This window comes from Candidatus Doudnabacteria bacterium (assembly GCA_037200925.1).
Lineage (GTDB): Bacteria > Patescibacteriota > Doudnabacteria > UBA920 > O2-02-FULL-48-8 > JBDTSL01.
In genome coordinates this window covers 275,017-292,593 of record JBBCGO010000001.1, presented here as the reverse complement: position 1 = coordinate 292,593, position 17,577 = coordinate 275,017, and the positions used below count along the sequence as shown (strand labels likewise).

Annotated in this window: 18 protein-coding genes; 16 read left to right on the top strand and 2 right to left on the bottom strand. The window is 46.8% G+C overall.

Annotation, left to right across the window (positions count from 1 at the left end; genetic code table 11):
* Positions 1–26: 26 nt before the first annotated feature.
* The 6 genes from WDN47_01690 (at position 27) to WDN47_01665 (ending at position 9,423) form a co-directional block, all read left to right on the top strand.
* Complete coding sequence (locus tag WDN47_01690) at positions 27–485, top strand: DUF1003 domain-containing protein (protein ID MEJ0021274.1); 459 nt, start codon at positions 27–29, stop codon at positions 483–485.
* A complete protein-coding gene (locus WDN47_01685; GenBank protein ID MEJ0021273.1) occupies positions 469–1,737 on the top strand; it encodes a divalent metal cation transporter in 1,269 nt (422 codons plus the stop codon). Before WDN47_01690 ends, WDN47_01685 begins: the two co-directional genes overlap by 17 nt.
* Positions 1,738–1,838: 101 nt before the next feature.
* Positions 1,839–2,303, top strand: a complete 465-nt coding sequence (gene greA / locus WDN47_01680) for a transcription elongation factor GreA (GenBank protein MEJ0021272.1) — start codon at positions 1,839–1,841, stop codon at positions 2,301–2,303.
* A gap of 106 nt (positions 2,304–2,409) precedes the next feature.
* Positions 2,410–7,962 (top strand): polymorphic toxin-type HINT domain-containing protein, encoded by a 5,553-nt coding sequence (locus WDN47_01675; GenBank protein MEJ0021271.1) that lies wholly within the window; start codon positions 2,410–2,412, stop codon positions 7,960–7,962.
* Positions 7,952–8,842, top strand: coding sequence for an AmmeMemoRadiSam system protein B (gene amrB / locus WDN47_01670; GenBank protein MEJ0021270.1), 891 nt, complete (start codon positions 7,952–7,954; stop codon positions 8,840–8,842). Before WDN47_01675 ends, amrB begins: the two co-directional genes overlap by 11 nt.
* Positions 8,843–8,910: 68 nt before the next feature.
* A complete protein-coding gene (locus WDN47_01665) occupies positions 8,911–9,423 on the top strand; it encodes a hypothetical protein (GenBank protein ID MEJ0021269.1) in 513 nt (170 codons plus the stop codon).
* 99 nt (positions 9,424–9,522) lie between these two features.
* Here WDN47_01665 and WDN47_01660 read toward each other — a convergent pair whose 3' ends face one another.
* Entirely contained in the window at positions 9,523–9,804 is a 282-nt protein-coding gene (locus tag WDN47_01660; GenBank protein ID MEJ0021268.1) for a hypothetical protein, read from the bottom strand.
* 96 nt (positions 9,805–9,900) lie between these two features.
* On the bottom strand, positions 9,901–10,635 hold the full coding sequence (locus tag WDN47_01655; GenBank protein ID MEJ0021267.1) for a dienelactone hydrolase family protein: 735 nt from the start codon (positions 10,633–10,635) through the stop codon (positions 9,901–9,903).
* A 221-nt stretch (positions 10,636–10,856) separates the two neighbouring features.
* On the opposite strand from WDN47_01655, the gene WDN47_01650 reads away from it, so the two are divergent.
* The 10 genes from WDN47_01650 (at position 10,857) to WDN47_01605 (ending at position 17,510) form a co-directional block, all read left to right on the top strand.
* On the top strand, positions 10,857–11,381 hold the full coding sequence (locus WDN47_01650) for a YgjP-like metallopeptidase domain-containing protein (GenBank protein ID MEJ0021266.1): 525 nt from the start codon (positions 10,857–10,859) through the stop codon (positions 11,379–11,381).
* Positions 11,382–11,675: 294 nt separating this feature from the next.
* Positions 11,676–12,920 (top strand): ice-binding family protein, encoded by a 1,245-nt coding sequence (locus WDN47_01645; protein ID MEJ0021265.1) that lies wholly within the window; start codon positions 11,676–11,678, stop codon positions 12,918–12,920.
* 26 nt (positions 12,921–12,946) lie between these two features.
* Positions 12,947–13,162, top strand: a complete 216-nt coding sequence (locus WDN47_01640) for a hypothetical protein (protein ID MEJ0021264.1) — start codon at positions 12,947–12,949, stop codon at positions 13,160–13,162.
* Positions 13,163–13,236: 74 nt separating this feature from the next.
* Positions 13,237–13,596, top strand: a complete 360-nt coding sequence (locus WDN47_01635; protein MEJ0021263.1) for a hypothetical protein — start codon at positions 13,237–13,239, stop codon at positions 13,594–13,596.
* A gap of 95 nt (positions 13,597–13,691) precedes the next feature.
* Positions 13,692–14,003 carry a hypothetical protein gene (locus WDN47_01630; GenBank protein MEJ0021262.1) on the top strand — a complete coding sequence of 104 codons (312 nt, stop codon included), beginning with the start codon at positions 13,692–13,694 and terminating at the stop codon, positions 14,001–14,003.
* A gap of 28 nt (positions 14,004–14,031) precedes the next feature.
* Positions 14,032–14,280 carry a DUF5647 family protein gene (locus tag WDN47_01625; GenBank protein MEJ0021261.1) on the top strand — a complete coding sequence of 83 codons (249 nt, stop codon included), beginning with the start codon at positions 14,032–14,034 and terminating at the stop codon, positions 14,278–14,280.
* Positions 14,281–14,428: 148 nt separating this feature from the next.
* Positions 14,429–14,605, top strand: coding sequence for a hypothetical protein (locus WDN47_01620; protein ID MEJ0021260.1), 177 nt, complete (start codon positions 14,429–14,431; stop codon positions 14,603–14,605).
* A 1-nt stretch (position 14,606) separates the two neighbouring features.
* Positions 14,607–15,710, top strand: a complete 1,104-nt coding sequence (locus WDN47_01615) for an adenine-specific methyltransferase EcoRI family protein (protein MEJ0021259.1) — start codon at positions 14,607–14,609, stop codon at positions 15,708–15,710.
* Between the two features lie 42 nt (positions 15,711–15,752).
* Positions 15,753–16,382, top strand: a complete 630-nt coding sequence (locus WDN47_01610; protein ID MEJ0021258.1) for a hypothetical protein — start codon at positions 15,753–15,755, stop codon at positions 16,380–16,382.
* Positions 16,383–16,415: 33 nt separating this feature from the next.
* Positions 16,416–17,510, top strand: coding sequence for a DUF262 domain-containing protein (locus tag WDN47_01605; GenBank protein MEJ0021257.1), 1,095 nt, complete (start codon positions 16,416–16,418; stop codon positions 17,508–17,510).
* Positions 17,511–17,577 lie beyond the last annotated feature (67 nt).

The following is a 17,577-nucleotide window of genomic DNA, read 5'->3' as shown; positions in this document are numbered from 1 at the left end:
ACTTAAAGCATATTTAACTACAAACCTTGAAATCAAAAAAACCGCCCTCGCTTGAGGCTGTAAAAAAGATCGGCGGGCCGATCATCAATGCCAACAAAAGGCACAAAGAAAGCCTGAGCCGCTTGGAACGGTTGGCTGTGTGGATCACGGATCATGTCGGGACCATGGGTTTTTTTCTGATCATTTTTGCCTGGACGATTGTTTGGCTTTTATGGAATACGTTTGGCCCCATTGACCAGCGGTTCGACCCGGCTCCGGCATTCGTCTTCTGGCTGTTCATTTCCAACATGATCCAAATTTTCCTCATGCCGCTTCTTATGATCGGACAGAATTTGCAGAGCCGGCATGCCGAGTATAGGGCTGAGGCGGATTTTCAGGTGAACATCAAAGCTGAGGCGGAGATCGAAGCGATCCTGGCGCACTTGGAACGGCAGAATGAGGTCATGCTAAACATCCTTGATAAATTAGATGGCAACCAAAAATAAAGTTTCCGATTACTGGCATATGCTCGGGCCGGGGTTGACCACTGGTGCTGCGGATGATGACCCGTCCGGCATTGCCACTTACTCGCAGGCAGGGGCCGGATTCGGTTTTAAATTTTTATGGACAGCGGCTTTTACCTTTCCGTTCATGGCCATCATCCAGGAGATGTGCGCCAGGATCGGCATTGTCACAGGCCGAGGATTGGCAGGGGCTGTGGCGCGCAATTATCCGAGATGGATCCTGTATCTTTGGGCGGTCCTGCTGTTTGTGGCCAATACGTTCAATCTGGGTGCGGACCTCGGGATCATGGCCAAAGCAGTGGAACTGCTGGTGCCGATAAATTTTGCGGTATTGCTGATTGCCTTCACCGCTTTAACTTTATATCTGCAGATCTTTACAACCTACCAATCCTACGCGCGGATCCTGAAGTGGGTTGCCCTGGTTTTGCTGGCTTATGTTTTTACGGGCTTTATTGTGCATGTTGACTGGGCCTCTGCCGCAAAATACATCCTGCTGCCGAAGATCGCGTTCAATAAGGATAGCCTGATAATTTTAACTGCAATTCTGGGAACCACTATTTCGCCTTACCTATTTTTTTGGCAAACTTCGCAGGAAGTGGAAGAGCAGATCATGGAAGGCAAAACTTCCTTAAAGCAAAGGCAGGCCCAGACCACACCTGCCGAGATTCGTAAGATGCGCGTAGATGTCTGGTCCGGCATGTTCTTATCCAACCTGGTGATGTTCTTTATCATCGTGGTCTGCGCCGCAACTTTGTTCTCCCATGGCATCACGCAGATCAGTGATGCGTCCCAGGCAGCATTGGCCTTAAAGCCTTTGGCCGGAAACTTTGCTTTTTTGCTGTTCACCATCGGCATCATCGGTACGGGCTTGCTTGGCATACCGGTGCTGGCCGGATCGTCTTCGTACGCTATCACTGAAAGCTTCGGCTGGCGCGAAGGATTGTCCTGGAAGTTTAAGCAGGCATATGCGTTTTACGGAGTAATTGTCGTTTCCATGATCGTCGGATTGCTTATAAATTTTTTGCATCTGGACGTGATCAAAATGCTCATCTATTCGGCAGTGCTGAACGGCCTGGTCTCGCCATTTATTCTGGCTGTGATAGTCTTGCTTTCCTCCAACCGCAAGGTCATGAAGGAGTGGACGAACCATCCGCTGATCACGACCATGGGGTGGATCATCACAGCTTTTATGACCATCGTCAGCGTCTTGACCATCTGGTTTCTTATCGTGTAACGTGTAGCCTGTAACATCCAATTGACAGGCATCATTATATGGATTATAGTATTGCAGGCTCATTAATCAAGGACCAAATTTTAGGCCCTTAAATCAAGTAAATTATGTCAAAAGCTGTATTGTTGACGGAAGACGGGTTGAAGAAACTCCGCGCTGAATTAAAGGTTCTGAAGGAAGAACGGCGCAAGGAGGTGATCGAGCGCATTCAGGAAGCGGTTTCGCACGGTGATCTGTCGGAAAATGCCGATTACGCGCAGGCCAAGGAAGAACAGGCTTTCATTGAAGGCCGCATTATGGAAATCGAGGAAATGATCAAGAATGCCCAGATCATCGCGAAAAACAACAATAACAATATGGTCTCGATCGGATCCACAGTCTCGCTTCGCATCAACGGAAATGAAATAAAATATACGATCGTGGGGGCAAACGAAGCCAATCCTGCGACCGGAAAGATCAGCAACGAAAGCCTGGTCGGCCGCGCCCTGCTCGGGGCCAAGAAAGGGGATAAGATCCCGGTGGAAACCCCGGCCGGAAAAACCGAATACGAGATAATCGATATTGAATGAATCAACGCCTCAGGGTCAGCCTGAGGCTTTTATTTTGACCCAAGCAAAAACGTGAGCAATAACCGGATTTAGTGTATAATTGAAGCAATTAAACAACTATTAATATATGGCAATTGAGCATGCGCATGCATCAGAATATATCAAACAATCCAGAAGCGCCGGCTTAAGCGATGATGCGATCAGGCAAAATCTCATGAACGAGGGTTGGCAGCCAGCGGATATAGACCAGGCTTTTAGTTCTATGCAGCCAAATCATGTTGAAGCCGAAGGTTTAAGTTCAACCGGCAAAACTAAAAAATTTTTCCGCAAACCGGTCTATGCGGCAGCAGCCATAGTTCTGGTCTTGCTTTTAATATTCATCGGATGGAAATTGTTTTCCGGCCATCCTCTTCCTGCGCAATTTGTACTGAAAGCGACCATGCAGGACGCGGCCGGGGTCAATCCGCACACAGCTTTCACACTGCAAAGCTCGCAGGCCTTATCAGGCAGCCAGGTCCAAAAAATTCTAAAATTCAACCCTCCTGTAAATTTCTCGGTCAAACAGGTGGGCCTTGGCAATCCTATTATAAAAAGCGCCTTGGCTGCCGATAGCGCGGGTTCATATAGCTACCAGCTGCAGCCCACGGAAGATCTGAAAGCGGGCATCGTCTACCAGAGCCTGATCAACGATAAGATCTACGCTGACCGGCAATACGGCTGGGCTTTTCAGGTCAAAGCCGGTTTCCAGGTGCTCAAAACCCTTCCCGGAAATAAGACGACTTATGTGCCGACCAACACCGGGATAGAAATGACCTTTAACCGCACGAACATCCAGAACATGGACCAATATTTTACCATTGCACCCAAAGTTGACGGACGGTTCGAGGTTTATGATGACACGGCAGTGTTTTTGCCGAAAAATCCTCTGGCCGAGAATACGGTCTATACGGTCACTATCAAAAAAGGCCTGAAGACGCAAGGAAGTACCGATAGTTTGTCTGATGATTATCAGTTCGCTTTTGAAACGCTGAGCAATTATACCCAACCCAGCAGCTATTTTAGTTTTTCCAATGACTTTGTGGAAGCTCCGGCAGGCATTAAAACCGATTTGAGCGCATACAGCAACAATGTTAATAGCAATGATCTGTCTGTCAGTGTTTACAGCATCAGCAGCCCTGATGAATTCCTAACCAGTTACCAGAACAGCCGGACCTGGAGCTGGGGCTGGACGAATTACTACCGCCAGAACAATCCGGTAAGCTATGACACCAAAGGAAAACAGCCGGTGCTGACATTCAAACCGGACGTGGTGGTCCAGGACTACCAAAGTTATATAGAAATTCCGCAAGTCTTAAACAAAGGTCTGTATGTGGTGGACGTGACTCTGGCCGGCCAGCACAAGCAAGTCTGGCTGCAGGTCACCGGCGCTGCCCATTATTTTTCCGTGACGCATGACACAGGCCTGCTCTGGCTGGATGATTTTAGCTCCAAGACCGCTTTGAAAAACGCGAGCGTGGATTTCGTGCAGTCCGGCAGCAGCAGCCAGAATTTGGGCGTAAGTAATGCGGACGGCCTATTGCAGTTCAACACGCCGGACCCGCTGAAAGCGGAAAACACCAGCCTCAATCCCAATCCTTCGTTCTTCAAAGTTACCGACGCGGATAAAAATGTTACGTTCGTAAAGATCCAGGATAGGTGGGGGTACACCGGCAGCGGCGTAAATTCCGGGGACAATTATTGGAAATTCATGTCCACGGACCGCTACACATACCAGATGACCGACACGGTCAGGTTCTGGGGCGTGGTGAAATCCCGCAAAGAAGATGTCCGGCAGAAGAAGGTCACAGTTGCGCTCTACGACAATTCCAGATTCTATGATTACAATGCTGATTTCAGCCAGCAGCAGCCGGTCGTCTCCACCGATGTTATGGTCACGCCTTTCAATACGATCGAAGGCAGCCTGTCATTTCAGGGCCTGGACCCGAAAACTTACAATCTGGTGGTCTTATTCGGCAATGAAACCGTAAGCCAGAGCAGCATTGAAGTTCTGACCTACACCAAACCCTCTTACCAGTTGACAGTGACCACGGATAAGCCTGCGATCTTTGCCGGAGATCCGGTGACGTTCACGGTCAAGGGCGCATTCTTTGACGGCACTCCGCTGAACAACATCACGCTTAATTACAATGCATATTGGAACGGCGACATTACCGGCCAGGTGACGCTGGATAATAATGGGCAGGCCACCGTAACACAAACTCCCGATTATGTCGCTGACGTGGATTCTTATTATCCGCGCGATTTGAGTTTGAATTTTACCCCGGCTACCGCGGAAGAAGGGCAGATCTCCGGCACCGGGGATGTGCTGGTCTTCGGCCCGCACATGTATCTGCAGGCTGACCAGGCCAAGCAGTCCGGCGACAATTATACTTTCAAAGCCAAGGTCAACAACATTGACATCAATAACCAGGTGCCGGACGACAACGGAGGATTTCGGACCGAATATATTGCCGGACCTGTGGCCAATTATCCCATCAGCGCCAAGATCACCAAAACTACTTATAACCAGGTGGAGACCGGAAATTATTATGATCCGATCAATAAAACCGTAAATAAGACTTACGACTATGTCCGCAGCGATCTGGATCTGGACCCGGTCAGCGGCACCACGGACAGCAACGGCGAATGGAGCTTTGCCAAAAATCTGCCCAAAGCCGACAATACTTATTACACCATCACCTTCAGCGTCACCGATGCGCAGGGACGCATTGCTACGGCCCAGACTTACGCTTTTTATGCTAACTATGATGTCTGGAACCCGTCCGGCCTTTCCTTGAACATCAACAACGAAACCTACCAGAAAGAATTTTCTTTCAATGACCCGGTGAACCTGACCGTGCAGGGATCAGGGACTACGAATATCGCCGATCAGCCCATCCTCTACTACCGGTTCCAGAACAGCATTTCCAAAGCCGTGGTGGCCAAGAGCCCGACCTTTACCGAGAACTTCGGCAATGACTTTGCGCCTTCGGTCCAGTACATGGCCGTGGTCTTGGGCCCGTACGGGTTTGAAGAAAGCAATTCAGTGTTTGCGCTGTTCAAGGCCAGCGACAATAACATCAAGATCAACATTTCTTCGGACAAGGTCAGCTACCGGCCGGGGGACAAGGTTGCGCTTTCATTCCACATCACGGACAAGGACGGAAAGCCCCTGGCCGCCCAGACCAATGTGGCGATAGTGGATGAAGCCGTGTTCCATGTCCTGCCCTATACTTCGCAGCAGCAGATCCTGGACAGCCTGTACCAAACCATCTACACCTATCCTCTTACCGGCTCCACGGATTATTTGCTGCCGAAATATGCGGCCGGAGGCGGCGCGGAAAAAGGCGGCTGCTTTACTGCGGGCACGCAGATCCTGCTCGCCAGCGGGCATACCATAGGAATTGAAAATATCAAGATTGGCGACGAGCTGCTGACCTTTAAAGATCCGTCCAGCCGCACACTGGTGCCCGCGATCGTGCAGGGCATATCCAGCCACGAGGTTGATGATTTCCTGATCATCAACAACAATTTGCAGGTGACCGAAGAGCATAAGATATTCCTCAATGGCGACTGGGATCTTGCGGGCAATGCCAAGGTCGGCGATACGCTGGTCTTAACTGACGGACGAACCCAGATCATCAGGTCCATTGCGCATCGGAACGCGCCGCACACCACTGTTTATAATATCATTGTCGGCAAATACCATACTTATTTTGCGGACGGGATCTACGTGCACAATGCGGAAAAAGGCGGCACTTCGGTAAGGTCTAATTTTATTGACACCGCAGCATTCCAGACCTTGCAGACGGATGCTTCCGGCAATGCCAAAATGGATTTTACCACCGCGGACAATATCACTTCCTGGAGAGTGACGGCCAGGTCGTTTGACACCAACACTCTCAAAGCCGGCGAGAACACAAAACTCGTCCCTTCAACCCTGCCCCTGTTCGTCAACGCGGTCCTGTCCGACTCTTATCTTACCGGCGACAACCCGCAGGTCAAGATCGGATTGTACGGCACCGGATACCATACGGACCAGGATGCGCAGGTCAGCATCGCCAGCGACGGCTTGAAATTCAACCAGACCGTGACCCTGAAAAACCATCAGGCCACCATCACCCTCGGCAATCTGCCTCAAGGCGAATTTGATCTGGTCATTTCAGGAAAACAAGGAGCCCTGTCAGATGCTTTGAAAAAACACATCACCGTTTCCAACAGCTACTATACCAAGCCTTCGGTCAGCACAGTAAAAGTCGTATCCGGCAACCAAAGCCTGGCCGGAAACCCGGGCGGGTTCACGAAGCTTGAGTTCATGGATGCGGGTAAAGGAAAATTCTATCAGGACCTGCTCTATAGCAGTTATTCCGGAGGCCTGCGCGTGGACCAGGTTGTGGGAAGCTATTTTGCCGCGGATATCCTGAGTAATTATTTCAAAGCGCAGCCGCAAGATAAACTGGACTTAAGCGCATATGTTTCTTCGGATGCGGGAGGCATCAGGCTTCTTCCTTACAGCGATCCGGACCTGGAACTGAGCGCGTATGTTTCGGACCTGGCCGGAGGCTATGTGTCGCAGAACAGCGTGGGTGATTATTTTACCGCAGCTTTGCATGACACGAAAACTGACCTGCACAGGCAGGCCCTAGCGCTGTATGGCCTGGCCAGCCTTGGCAAACCGGTCTTATCGAGATTGCAGGACATCCAGACAGTTGCAGACTTGACCTGGCAGGATAAGGTCTATGTAGCGTTAGGCTTAGTCAAGCTTGGAGATCTGGAAGAAGCAAGAAATCTGTATCAGAAAGATATTCACCCGCACCTGCACGTTGACGGCTCACAGGCCTGGTTTGCCGAACTTGGCGAGAATGATGCGCAGATCAAGCTGAGTGACACGGCCGCGGTTCTGGCCTCAGACCTGAACCTGACCGATGATGCAGACTTACTGTGGAATTATATGCAGGGTCATCCGCCGGCCAAGGATCTGGATATTTTACAAAGAGTAATGTTCATCAAGTCTGCGATCGCGCAAACGAGCCAGAGCGCCGCCAAACTGCATTACCAGACCAATGCCAGGTCAGAGGATGTGAGTCTGCAGAACGGCGATACCTACAGCGTTACGCTTTCTGAAGATGAACTTAAGAGTCTGAACTTCAGCAATATTTCCGGCGATATGCAAGTCTCAAGTTTCTTTGAACAAAGCCTGAATTCGGCTACCGTGGCCCGCGATGCCAACCTATCCCTGACCCGCCAATACGTGGTCAACGGCAAGGCCACCACCAGCTTTAACGATTCCGACATTGTGAAAGTCAAACTTTTCCCCAAGGTCGGGGCCAAAGCCCTAAACGGCGATTATCAGATCGTGGATTATCTGCCGAGCGGCCTAAAGCCCGTGACTGACCCGTACACTCTGGGAATTGACCAGGGCTACAACTGCCTGTGGTACCCGGATAAAGTGGTGGATAATAAACTCTACTTTACCGTCCCGAAGAACTTCAGTACTTTTTCGCAATGCGAGCCGGCAGTCCAGTACTATGCGAGAGCAGTGAACAAAGGCGACTTTACGGCCAGCCCGGCACAGATCCAGTCAGCTCTCAATCCTGATGATGTGAACTTCTCCGACACGGTCAAGATCAATGTCAAATAGCACCCGGACAGGCATAGTCTTTATTCTGGGCGTCCTGCTTCTGAGCCTCGGCTTTTTTGCCGCAACCAGGCAAAGCGGGAAAATCGCAGGTATTACCACTGCGCCCATAGGCTCTTCTCCCGTGGCTGCAGTGGGATTTGAATACGGCGATCTGATCAAGCAGGCCATGGCCCAGTATAAAGCTTTGGCGAATCTTCCGAACGCTCAGATCTCTATCACTTCCCATCATTTGCCGACCGCAGTTTCTCTGATCGCACAGCTGTATAATACTCTCAAGCAATCGCAGAGCCCGCACCAGACCTTTGTGGTGGTCGGTCCCGATCATTATGAACACTGTAAAAAGGCCGCGTCCACGACCAAGCGCCCATACTATACTCCTTACGGAATTCTGGACAGCAACACAGCCATCATTGATGATCTGATAAAGAACGGCGGAGTTTCGGAAATAGACGGATGCTTTGACGGCGAGCACTCCATCGGCGTGCACAGCATGTTCATCAAACTGCTGTATCCTGACAGCACCATTGTGCCCATCATTTATTCCTCGGCTGCTCCCGATTCCGAAGTGGAAAAAGTTGCGCAAGTTCTGGCTAAATATAAAGATGAGATCACAGTCGTGATCAGCGTAGACTTTTCGCATTACCAAGCAACCGACGTGGCCAACCAGCTAGATGCGGATTCCGGCAATATGATAAAAAATATGGATGGCGGGGGACTGACCCTGCGCCATATGGATTCGCCGGCTTCGATCAAAACCGCCATCGCTTTGGCCAAATTATGGAACCTGAAACCCCGGATGCTGAAGCATGCCAACTCGTATGACTTCACCGGCCAATCGGAAAATACGACCGGCTACTGGGACATCGTGTTCACGAAATAATTCAGAAGGCGTTGACAAATGGCACCTTGGGTGCTATTTTGTTATTTCGCATTACTAAGGAGGTGGTTGTGAGCTTCAGCCCGTTAGAGATGCCTTCGCTTGATAAAATCGCCAAAGAGGTCGGGGTGATATTCGACAAAAGTTTGATATTCTTCGAAAATGATCCTGCTTGGGCAGCACGAACAGGGGCATACTTTTGCCTGGCAGATGCCGAGACCGGTCTTGCGCTCATCATTCTGGCAGTCGGCACGGTGCCGCCGGATAAAGCGGAGAAATATCTGACGAATTGCGTAGAAAAGGCCGGACGACTGGCCGAACATCCCGAGCATCTTAGCAGCTGGGAAAGCCGTGATCCGGATAAACAACAGTGGGGCGGAGCTATACGCGGCTTCGACCCTTTCATATATTCGCTCTCGGGTCTGCCTGAGCTCGGCGACGAAGCTGTGATGATCGCTCTGGTACACAAACTCCGGATGCGGGTCGGATACAAAATAGATGAGATCGCCGAGAAAAGCCATAATCCATATAGCCTGCCGTTATATGAATTCTTGAAACGGAGTTATTATTTTTTGGATTCTTAAGGCGGAAAGTTTCACCTTCCCGGTTCTGCGTGAACGAAAGTTCCGCAGACCCGGGTTTTATTTTTCCCCAATAAAAAAAGCCGCGGCATTTAGTCGCGGCTATTGTATTGTGCCCGAGCCTGGCGGCGGCAGGCTGGGCGGCAGAAGATGGTCAGGTGATTCGTGCCCGCGCCGGCCGCGTCCGCAGTACGGACAGAGGTTTTCGCGGCTGTCGCCGAATTGGGATTCGCCGGAGAAGCTTTGGCTTTCCCTATGATCGCATTGGATGCAGATAAGAGTGTATTCGTCCGTGAAGTCCTCTCTGCCAATGTCCTCGTGGAAACAGAGAGCGCCAGCTCCGCACTTTGGGCAGACCGGCGGAAAATGCGTGTCGGCCGACATATTGTCCTCCTGCACTTGTCATTCCAGCGAAAGCTGGAATCCAGAGACAAAACATTATAACTGGATCCTGAATCAAGTTCAGGATGACATAGGTTTTTATTTTCCCAAAAAATCCAAAAGTTTTATCCAAGCATCTTCGGCTGCTTGTTTGTTGTATGTGTTCGGGTTTGAGTCGTTGAAGAACGCATGCCCGCAATTGGGATAGACCACAGATTCAAAATCTTTTTCCAGCTTATCCATTCGCTCCACAAGTTTGGGCAGGTCCTTGATAAGGTTCTCATCTTTTTCCCCGTAGAATGCCAGGACGGAGCATTTGATCTTGGCCAATTCTTCTTCGCTTTCAGGCGCATGACCGTAGAAGGCCACGGCTGAGTGCAGTTTGGGTTCATTCACCGCCAGGCTGAAAGTATAAGTGCCGCCAAAACAAAAGCCGATCACGGATATCCGGCCCGGGTCCACATTCGGAAGATTCGCCAGATGATCAAAGCAATGCCGGGTTCTGCCCACTGTTTCTTTGCCAAATTCCGGCATATTAAGCGGCGCCCAGGCGGCGCGGATCTTCTTCTGCGCTTCATCGCGCGTGGCCGGATCCATGGCTTGCTTGAGCAGCTCAGGGTTTATCTTTTCTGTGATGCCGGTGTGAGTGATAAGGTCAGGCGCCAGGACAACGAATCCTTGCGCTGACAGCCTGTCGGCAACGCTTTTTATCTGCGGACTTAATCCCCAAACTTCGTGGATAAGCAGAATAGCAGGCAAGTTCGTGCCTTCAGGGGAACTTAAGTAAGCCGGAAATTTCAACCCTTCGGCTTCAAGTGTGATGTCAGAGTTCATAAGATTTGATTTTAATGATACTTGTAAATTATAAGATTTTCATAACTTTGGCAAGCAATCGTGAGAACTGAATTTGCGAGGAGTCCCGATTATTCGGGACGACGAAGCAATCGGCTCTCGGCAAGATAAAGGGAACTCCGCGGTTTAGACTGCCACGCTCCGACTGAAACGTCGGAGCTCGCAGATTCGATATTTTTCTTTTTTTATCTTAAAATTACAGAATGCAAACAGAGATCGAATATCAGATCAGGTCCAGCGCCAGAGCCAGGCACATCCGCATCACAATATATCCCGGCGGGCGGGTGGTCGTGACCAAACCTCTGAGGGTTTCCGTCGCCTCAGCTGAGGAATTTATCCGCTCCAAATCCGCTTGGATAGCCAAGAAAATAAATTTTCAGAAAAATCGCAAATCTATCCCGCTGGCACCCGCCATGAGCCGCTCCGATGCTCTGGCCTTTGTGAAAAGCCGGATAGAACTATATAACCAACATTACCGGTTTAATTATGGCCGTGTGAGCATAAAAGATCATAAAAGTCTCTGGGGAAGCTGTTCTGTGCGGAAAAACCTGAATTTCAATCACAGGATCACGCAACTGCCGCTCAATCAGGCTGATTACATAATCGTGCACGAACTGTGCCATTTGAAGGAAATGAACCATTCGGAAAATTTCTGGGCCCTGGTGCGGCAGACAGTTCCGGATTACAGAGCCATAAGGAAAGAACTAAAAAATTATTCTTTTTATTAAGCCGAGTTAGGTTTCGGTTTTTCCGGCAATTTGAAAAATCTGGTCAGAATTTGACGCGAGCGAGGCTGGGTTAGCGTTCGCAACGCCGATTAGGCCTTGCGAACACGCCGAAGCGAGCTAAGAATTCTGGCAAATTTTTCTCTAAATTCACTACCTCTGTGCTGCCGAGAGCCGCCGGCAGCTTTTGGTGCTACCTTTTCGTCTGCACAAAAGGTAGCATAAAAACTTTCCTTGACTAAACGTTCAACCTGTTTTATAATTAAATCTATAATAGAAAAAATTAATCAGAAACAAATGAAAATAAATTTTAGGAATATCTTGAGAAGAAATATGTTTGTGGGTCTTATCGCGGGTCTGGCGTTGGCTTTCTCGGCAACTGCTTTGGCCGCAGGGCCGGCAATGGTCAACCTCGGAACTGCGGGTAATTTTGCCATCCTGGCAAAAACAGGGATCTCTACCACTGGAACCACGAGTATTGTCGGGGACATTGGAGTAAGCCCGGCTGCGGCGAGCTCCCTGACAGGCTTTGCCTTAACTCTTCCTGCCGGAGGCGCATTTTCCACCTCAGCATTGGTAAGCGGAAAAGCATACGCGCCAGGCTACGCAGACCCCACACCGGCGAACATGACCACTGCGATAATGGACATGCAAACCGCATATGTTGATGCCGTGGGCCGGACACTGCCCACTGCCACGGAATTGGGCGCCGGAAACATTGGCGGCATGACGCTTGCTCCGGGATTGTATAAATGGGGCACAGGCGTGACCATACCGTCGGATGTCACACTCGCAGGATCTGCTTCGGATGTCTGGATCTTCCAGATAGCGCAAACTCTCACCACGAGTTCCGGAACACATGTTATTTTAAGCGGCGGGGCCCAGGCCGGTAATATTTTTTGGGCTGTCGGCGGCCAAACCACGCTTGGCACGACATCTGTTTTCAACGGAAATATATTGGATCAATCAGCAATTGTGCTCAACACCGGCGCAACTCTCAATGGCCGGGCACTTGCCCAGACCGCAGTGACGCTGGATTCAAACACAGTTGTTTCGCCAAGTCCCGGTGCGCCTGTACAATACCCAACCCCGTACCCGACCCCGAATATCATGTATCCGACCCCTGTTTATCAGACTCCGACACCGACCCCGGCTCCTACGCCGCCAAGTGTGATGTTCAACTACGCAAACGGTTCAGTGGTGAAAGTGGCCGGCAGCGGTACTGTTTATCTGGTAGTCAACGGGATGCTAAGACCGTTCAGCACTGCGACTATCTTCACTGCCCGCGGGTTAAAGTTCTCGGATGTCCAGACTATTTCGTCTGACCAGTTCGCGGCTGTCAGCGTCGGACGGATCATGGGCTACCCGGACGGGACTTTGATCAAAGGAAGCGCAGCTACGGTTTACTTGGTTGCAGGCGACGCTAAAATGGGCATTCCTTCCATGGCCGTGTTTAACCGGTTAGGTTTGTCCCTGGGCAAGATCGTCAAGCTTTCCGACAGCGAGCTTGGCAGTTATGATGACGGCGGAATTCAAAATTAGAACTAAGAAAAAAGGAAGCCTATAATATGAAGCAGATCTTGTGCTCCCAAATGGGTGGCCCTGCCGATTGCACCGTGATGATCAGCGGCAACACCCCCGAAGAAATGGTCAGCAACGGCATGGTTCATATAAACCAGGCCCATCCGGAACTTGCGGAACAGGTCAAGAAAATGACACCTGAGGAAACAACCAAGTGGATGGATGACTTCAAAAAGAAGTTCTCTGCTCTGCCGGAAATGTAAAAAGAAAAGACCAGCCGAAAGGCTGGTTTTTTGTTTGATTTATCTAGCGATTTGTGAAATAATAATATAAATATATGACTGAAGTTACTCAAGAAAAATTTTGTCAAAATTGTAGACGAAAGTTAAATTTTGAGGAAAAACCTTGTTCAAATTGCGGCTCAGTCGCCGCTATGATTAAGGTTCATATCAAAGAAACTACAAACATAAGAATGAGCCTCGAACTTAAACACAAGAGAAACGGATTTAAAAGACCATTAAAAGAGATTATTCAGGGTTGGTTTCAAAATATTATAACCAAGGATAAAGAATTTGGAGTTGATAAAGTAAGAATTATTGACAGAGAAAAAGATGAATATCATGAAGTTGTTAGAGATTTGAAAACCAATGAACTAATAAGAGATAAACACGAACCATTAAGTCACCATAAAATTTGACTTTTTGGGAAAAAGGAATATAATTAATAAGCATTATGTTGATAGCTTGCGCGGCTTAAGGCCGCTATTTTTGTTAAACAATCTAAAATACTAAAATGATCAGGGAAGTGGATAATACTAGATTTTTGACTGAAGATGATAAATTAAGGATTAAATTTAGCCGGAATAGAGGCAAGATTGTTAAATTTGTGGTTCAATACTACGCCAGAATTGATTCAAAATGGAAAACTATAATGAGGATTGATAATTGTCATGGTTTAGGCCATGTGCATAAGTATCATTTACATGACAGAGAATATTGGGTACCATTAGGCATAGATGATAATAATAAGGCCTTTATACAGGCTAAATTATTAATTGAAAGAGATTTTCTAAAAATCAAAGAAAATTATCTAATATCGAAATAGAAATAAAAAATATTAATTTAAAACTACTATGAATACACTTTTTGTACAGAAAAATATCAAGCTTTCTTTTGAGTTTGATAAATATGCATCTAAGAATCCGAGAGTTTGGAACAAAATTCCAAACGGGTCTTTGGTCATATTTACCATAAAGGGCGATGATGCATTTAATACTTGGAGTGGATATTCTGCCGGAAAAGTAAAAGGAAAAAATCAAAAAGTCATTCAAGCTATCAAAGAACATAATACTTGGCGAGTGCTAAATTACAATCCTGCTTAAAAGACTAGTACAAAAAGCGGCCGAAAGGCCGCTTTTTGCTTTTTCGGGCAAAAAGTGGCAGAATAGAGGTAAGATTTAATTACGTAATTAATTACATACTGGCTGTCATCCCGGACTTGATCCGGGATCCAGACGAAGAGCTAATCACATGGGTGTTAGAAAGCACGGCGACCAAAATATCAGAAAATTGACCCGAATGGGCAGGAAGTCTTTGGGCTTAACCTTGCCGATCGAATTGGTGGAAAAGCTCGGCTGGCGGGAAAGACAGAAAGTTAAAGTGATACAAAAAGGGAAACATTTGATAGTCAGGGATTGGAAGAAATAGAATGTCAAATAAATCATTAAATAGCAACTTACACAAAGCAAGCGCAGCTAAGAAAGACGAGTTTTATACTCAGCTTGTTGATATTGAAAAAGAACTAAAACATTACAAAGAACAGTTTCGGGATAAGATTATTTATTGCAATTGCGATGATCCGTTCGAGAGTAATTTTTTTAAATATTTCGCTGCTAATTTTAATGCTCTCGGTCTCAAAAAGTTAATCACCACCAGTTATACAAAGTCGCCAATTGCGGGAGGACAGTTACCACTCCTTGAAGTCAAAGGCCTAAAACCGAAAGGCAAAGAGCCGTTTAAAATTGAAATTAATGAAGTTCCAGATTCCAATTCTGATGGCGCTATTGGCCTCTCTGATGTCGAATGGTTGCTCCGGCACGATGCAAATGTTTCAACCTCCCTCAAAGACGGCGGAGACTTTCGCAGTGAGGAATGTATAGAACTTCTCAACCAAGCAGATATAGTGGTCACCAATCCGCCGTTTTCTCTTTTTCGTGACTACGTGGCACAGCTTGTTGAACACAAAAAAAAGTTTTTGATTCTAGGGGACCAGAATGCCATAACCTATAAAGAAATTTTTAAACTCATCAAAGAAAATAAATTGTGGCTTGGCTATGACAATGGCGGGACAAAATGGTTTCAAGTCCCCAAAGAATACGACATAGATACAGAATCCAGAAAGAAAGTTGTGAATGGTATAAAGTATTTTAGCTTTGGTCGTATTTTATGGTTTACAAACCTTGATACCACAAAGCGTCATGAGAAAATGACTTTTTACAAAACATACAATCCCGAAGAATATCCTAAATACGAGAACTACGATGCTATTGAAGTTTCGAAAAAATTAGATATTCCACAAGATTACAATAGTGTCATGGGTGTTCCGATTACGTTCCTTGATAAGTACAATCCTGAACAGTTCGAAATTATTGGTATGGCTAAAAGAGGAGCTGGTGACCCTGCTTTAAAGAGCAAGGTTTATACAATTATCGATGCAAAAAATTATAGTGACTTAAATGCTGGTCCGGTCTTAAAAACTTCAGCAGGACTGAAAAATACATTTCCTCGTATTTTAATCCGTTTGAAAAAATAATTTTTTTGGAAATAAATTTAATCCAATGTTGAAGGAAAAACAATGGACATAAATTCAATATTTACAACAATTAGCGAGCATCCAAGTGGGTCATCAGTTGTTATCACAGCTATAGTTGCTTGGATTATTTATCGGCTAGGAATTTGGCATACTAGAAGTAGTGTATTAAATGCTATCCAAGCCGAACTAGACGAGGGAGTTCAATATTGGCTTAGCACGAATTGGCCGGAAAGCAGATCTCAAGAGATAAGGGAGGATAAAGAACTTTTGAGAAAAATTGTTTTTAAAATAGAAAGCTTGGCCATAGACAATTCAATCGCTACTGCCGGTAGTTTATTTACTAATCCAGAGCTTATTAAAACCCTAGTTTCTGCTAAGCAGGCACTAAGTAATTTCAATCAAGGAGTAGCATTACACCATAATTTTCTTTCTAACGCTGAGGTTTGGGACAATATAAAACCAGAGATAAAAAAGAGAGCTGAAGATTTACTTGTTGTAGTCCATAAATTAATAGGCGGAGAGCATGATGGGCAAGCTCGTACAGCATATCTTAGTCTCAGGAAAGAATTAGAAAAAGAAAAAAATTCTAAAGTTGTACCATTTATTTGGCTTTTAACAGGTCTTAATTTTTTTAGATTAAAACGGTTTATCTGTAGGTATTTTAATATTTAATAGGTTTATGAAACATAAAATAACTTAACCAATATGAAAATTGAACTACATCAAATTCCGATACATAAAATAGTTGACGGGTATAAAAACATTGAAGAGGAGGGTGTCGTTGGGTATGGCGGCAGTCTGAATATCCGCCCGAAATACCAGCGCGAGTTTATTTATAGACCCGAACAGCAGATCGCGGTTATTAATTCGGTGATGGGCGGGTTTCCTCTAAACGCGATGTACTGGGTGAAAAACAGTGGTGGTAGTTTCGAAATCCTTGATGGCCAGCAGCGCACTGTAAGCATCTGTAACTTTTTGGCCGGGGATTTTAACGTTATGAACCGCGGGTACCAGATGTATTTCGATAACTTGACGGAAGAAGAGAAAAAGAATATCCGCGACTATCCGCTCATGGTATATTTTTGCGAAGGTACGGATGATGAAAAGCTGGCGTGGTTTAAGGTCATCAATACCGCTGGCGAGAAACTTACACCTCAAGAATTGTTGAACGCTATTTATTCAGGGCCTTGGGTAACCGATGCCAAGCGTTATTTCAGTAAGAGCAACGCGCCGGCGTATTTACTGGCTCATGACTATGTGAGTGGAGCATTGAACCGCCAAGAGTATCTGGAAACGGCACTCCGCTGGATCAGTGATGATAAAATTGAAGATTACATGGGCAAACATCAGAAAGACAAAAGCGCTGACAAGTTGTGGGAATATTTTCAGGACGTAATTTCCTGGGCGCAAAAGACATTTCCAAATTATCGGCGCGAAATGGCTCATGTGGAATGGGGCGAGCTGCATAATGAATTCAAAGATAAAAAACTAAGTTCTGTTAAATTGGAAACGGAAATTAAAGAGTTAATGCAAGACGAAGATGTTACCAAGAAGTCTGGTATTTATCCGTATGTTTTGACGAGGCAAGAAAAATACCTTTCAATTCGGGCGTTTACAGAAAAGATGAAGCGCGAAGCTTATGAGAAACAAAAAGGTATTTGCCCTGTTTGCAAAAAACATTTCGATATTTCCGAGATGGAAGCTGATCATATAAAACCTTGGCACGAAGGAGGAAGAACAATTTCAGAAAATTGTCGGATGTTGTGCAAAGATGACAATAGAACTAAATCTGGGAAATAAAACTGCAGCTTGATTGTTGTAGTAAAATTGATCAGGAAGTATATAAGTTGTATGGATTGAGTGAAGG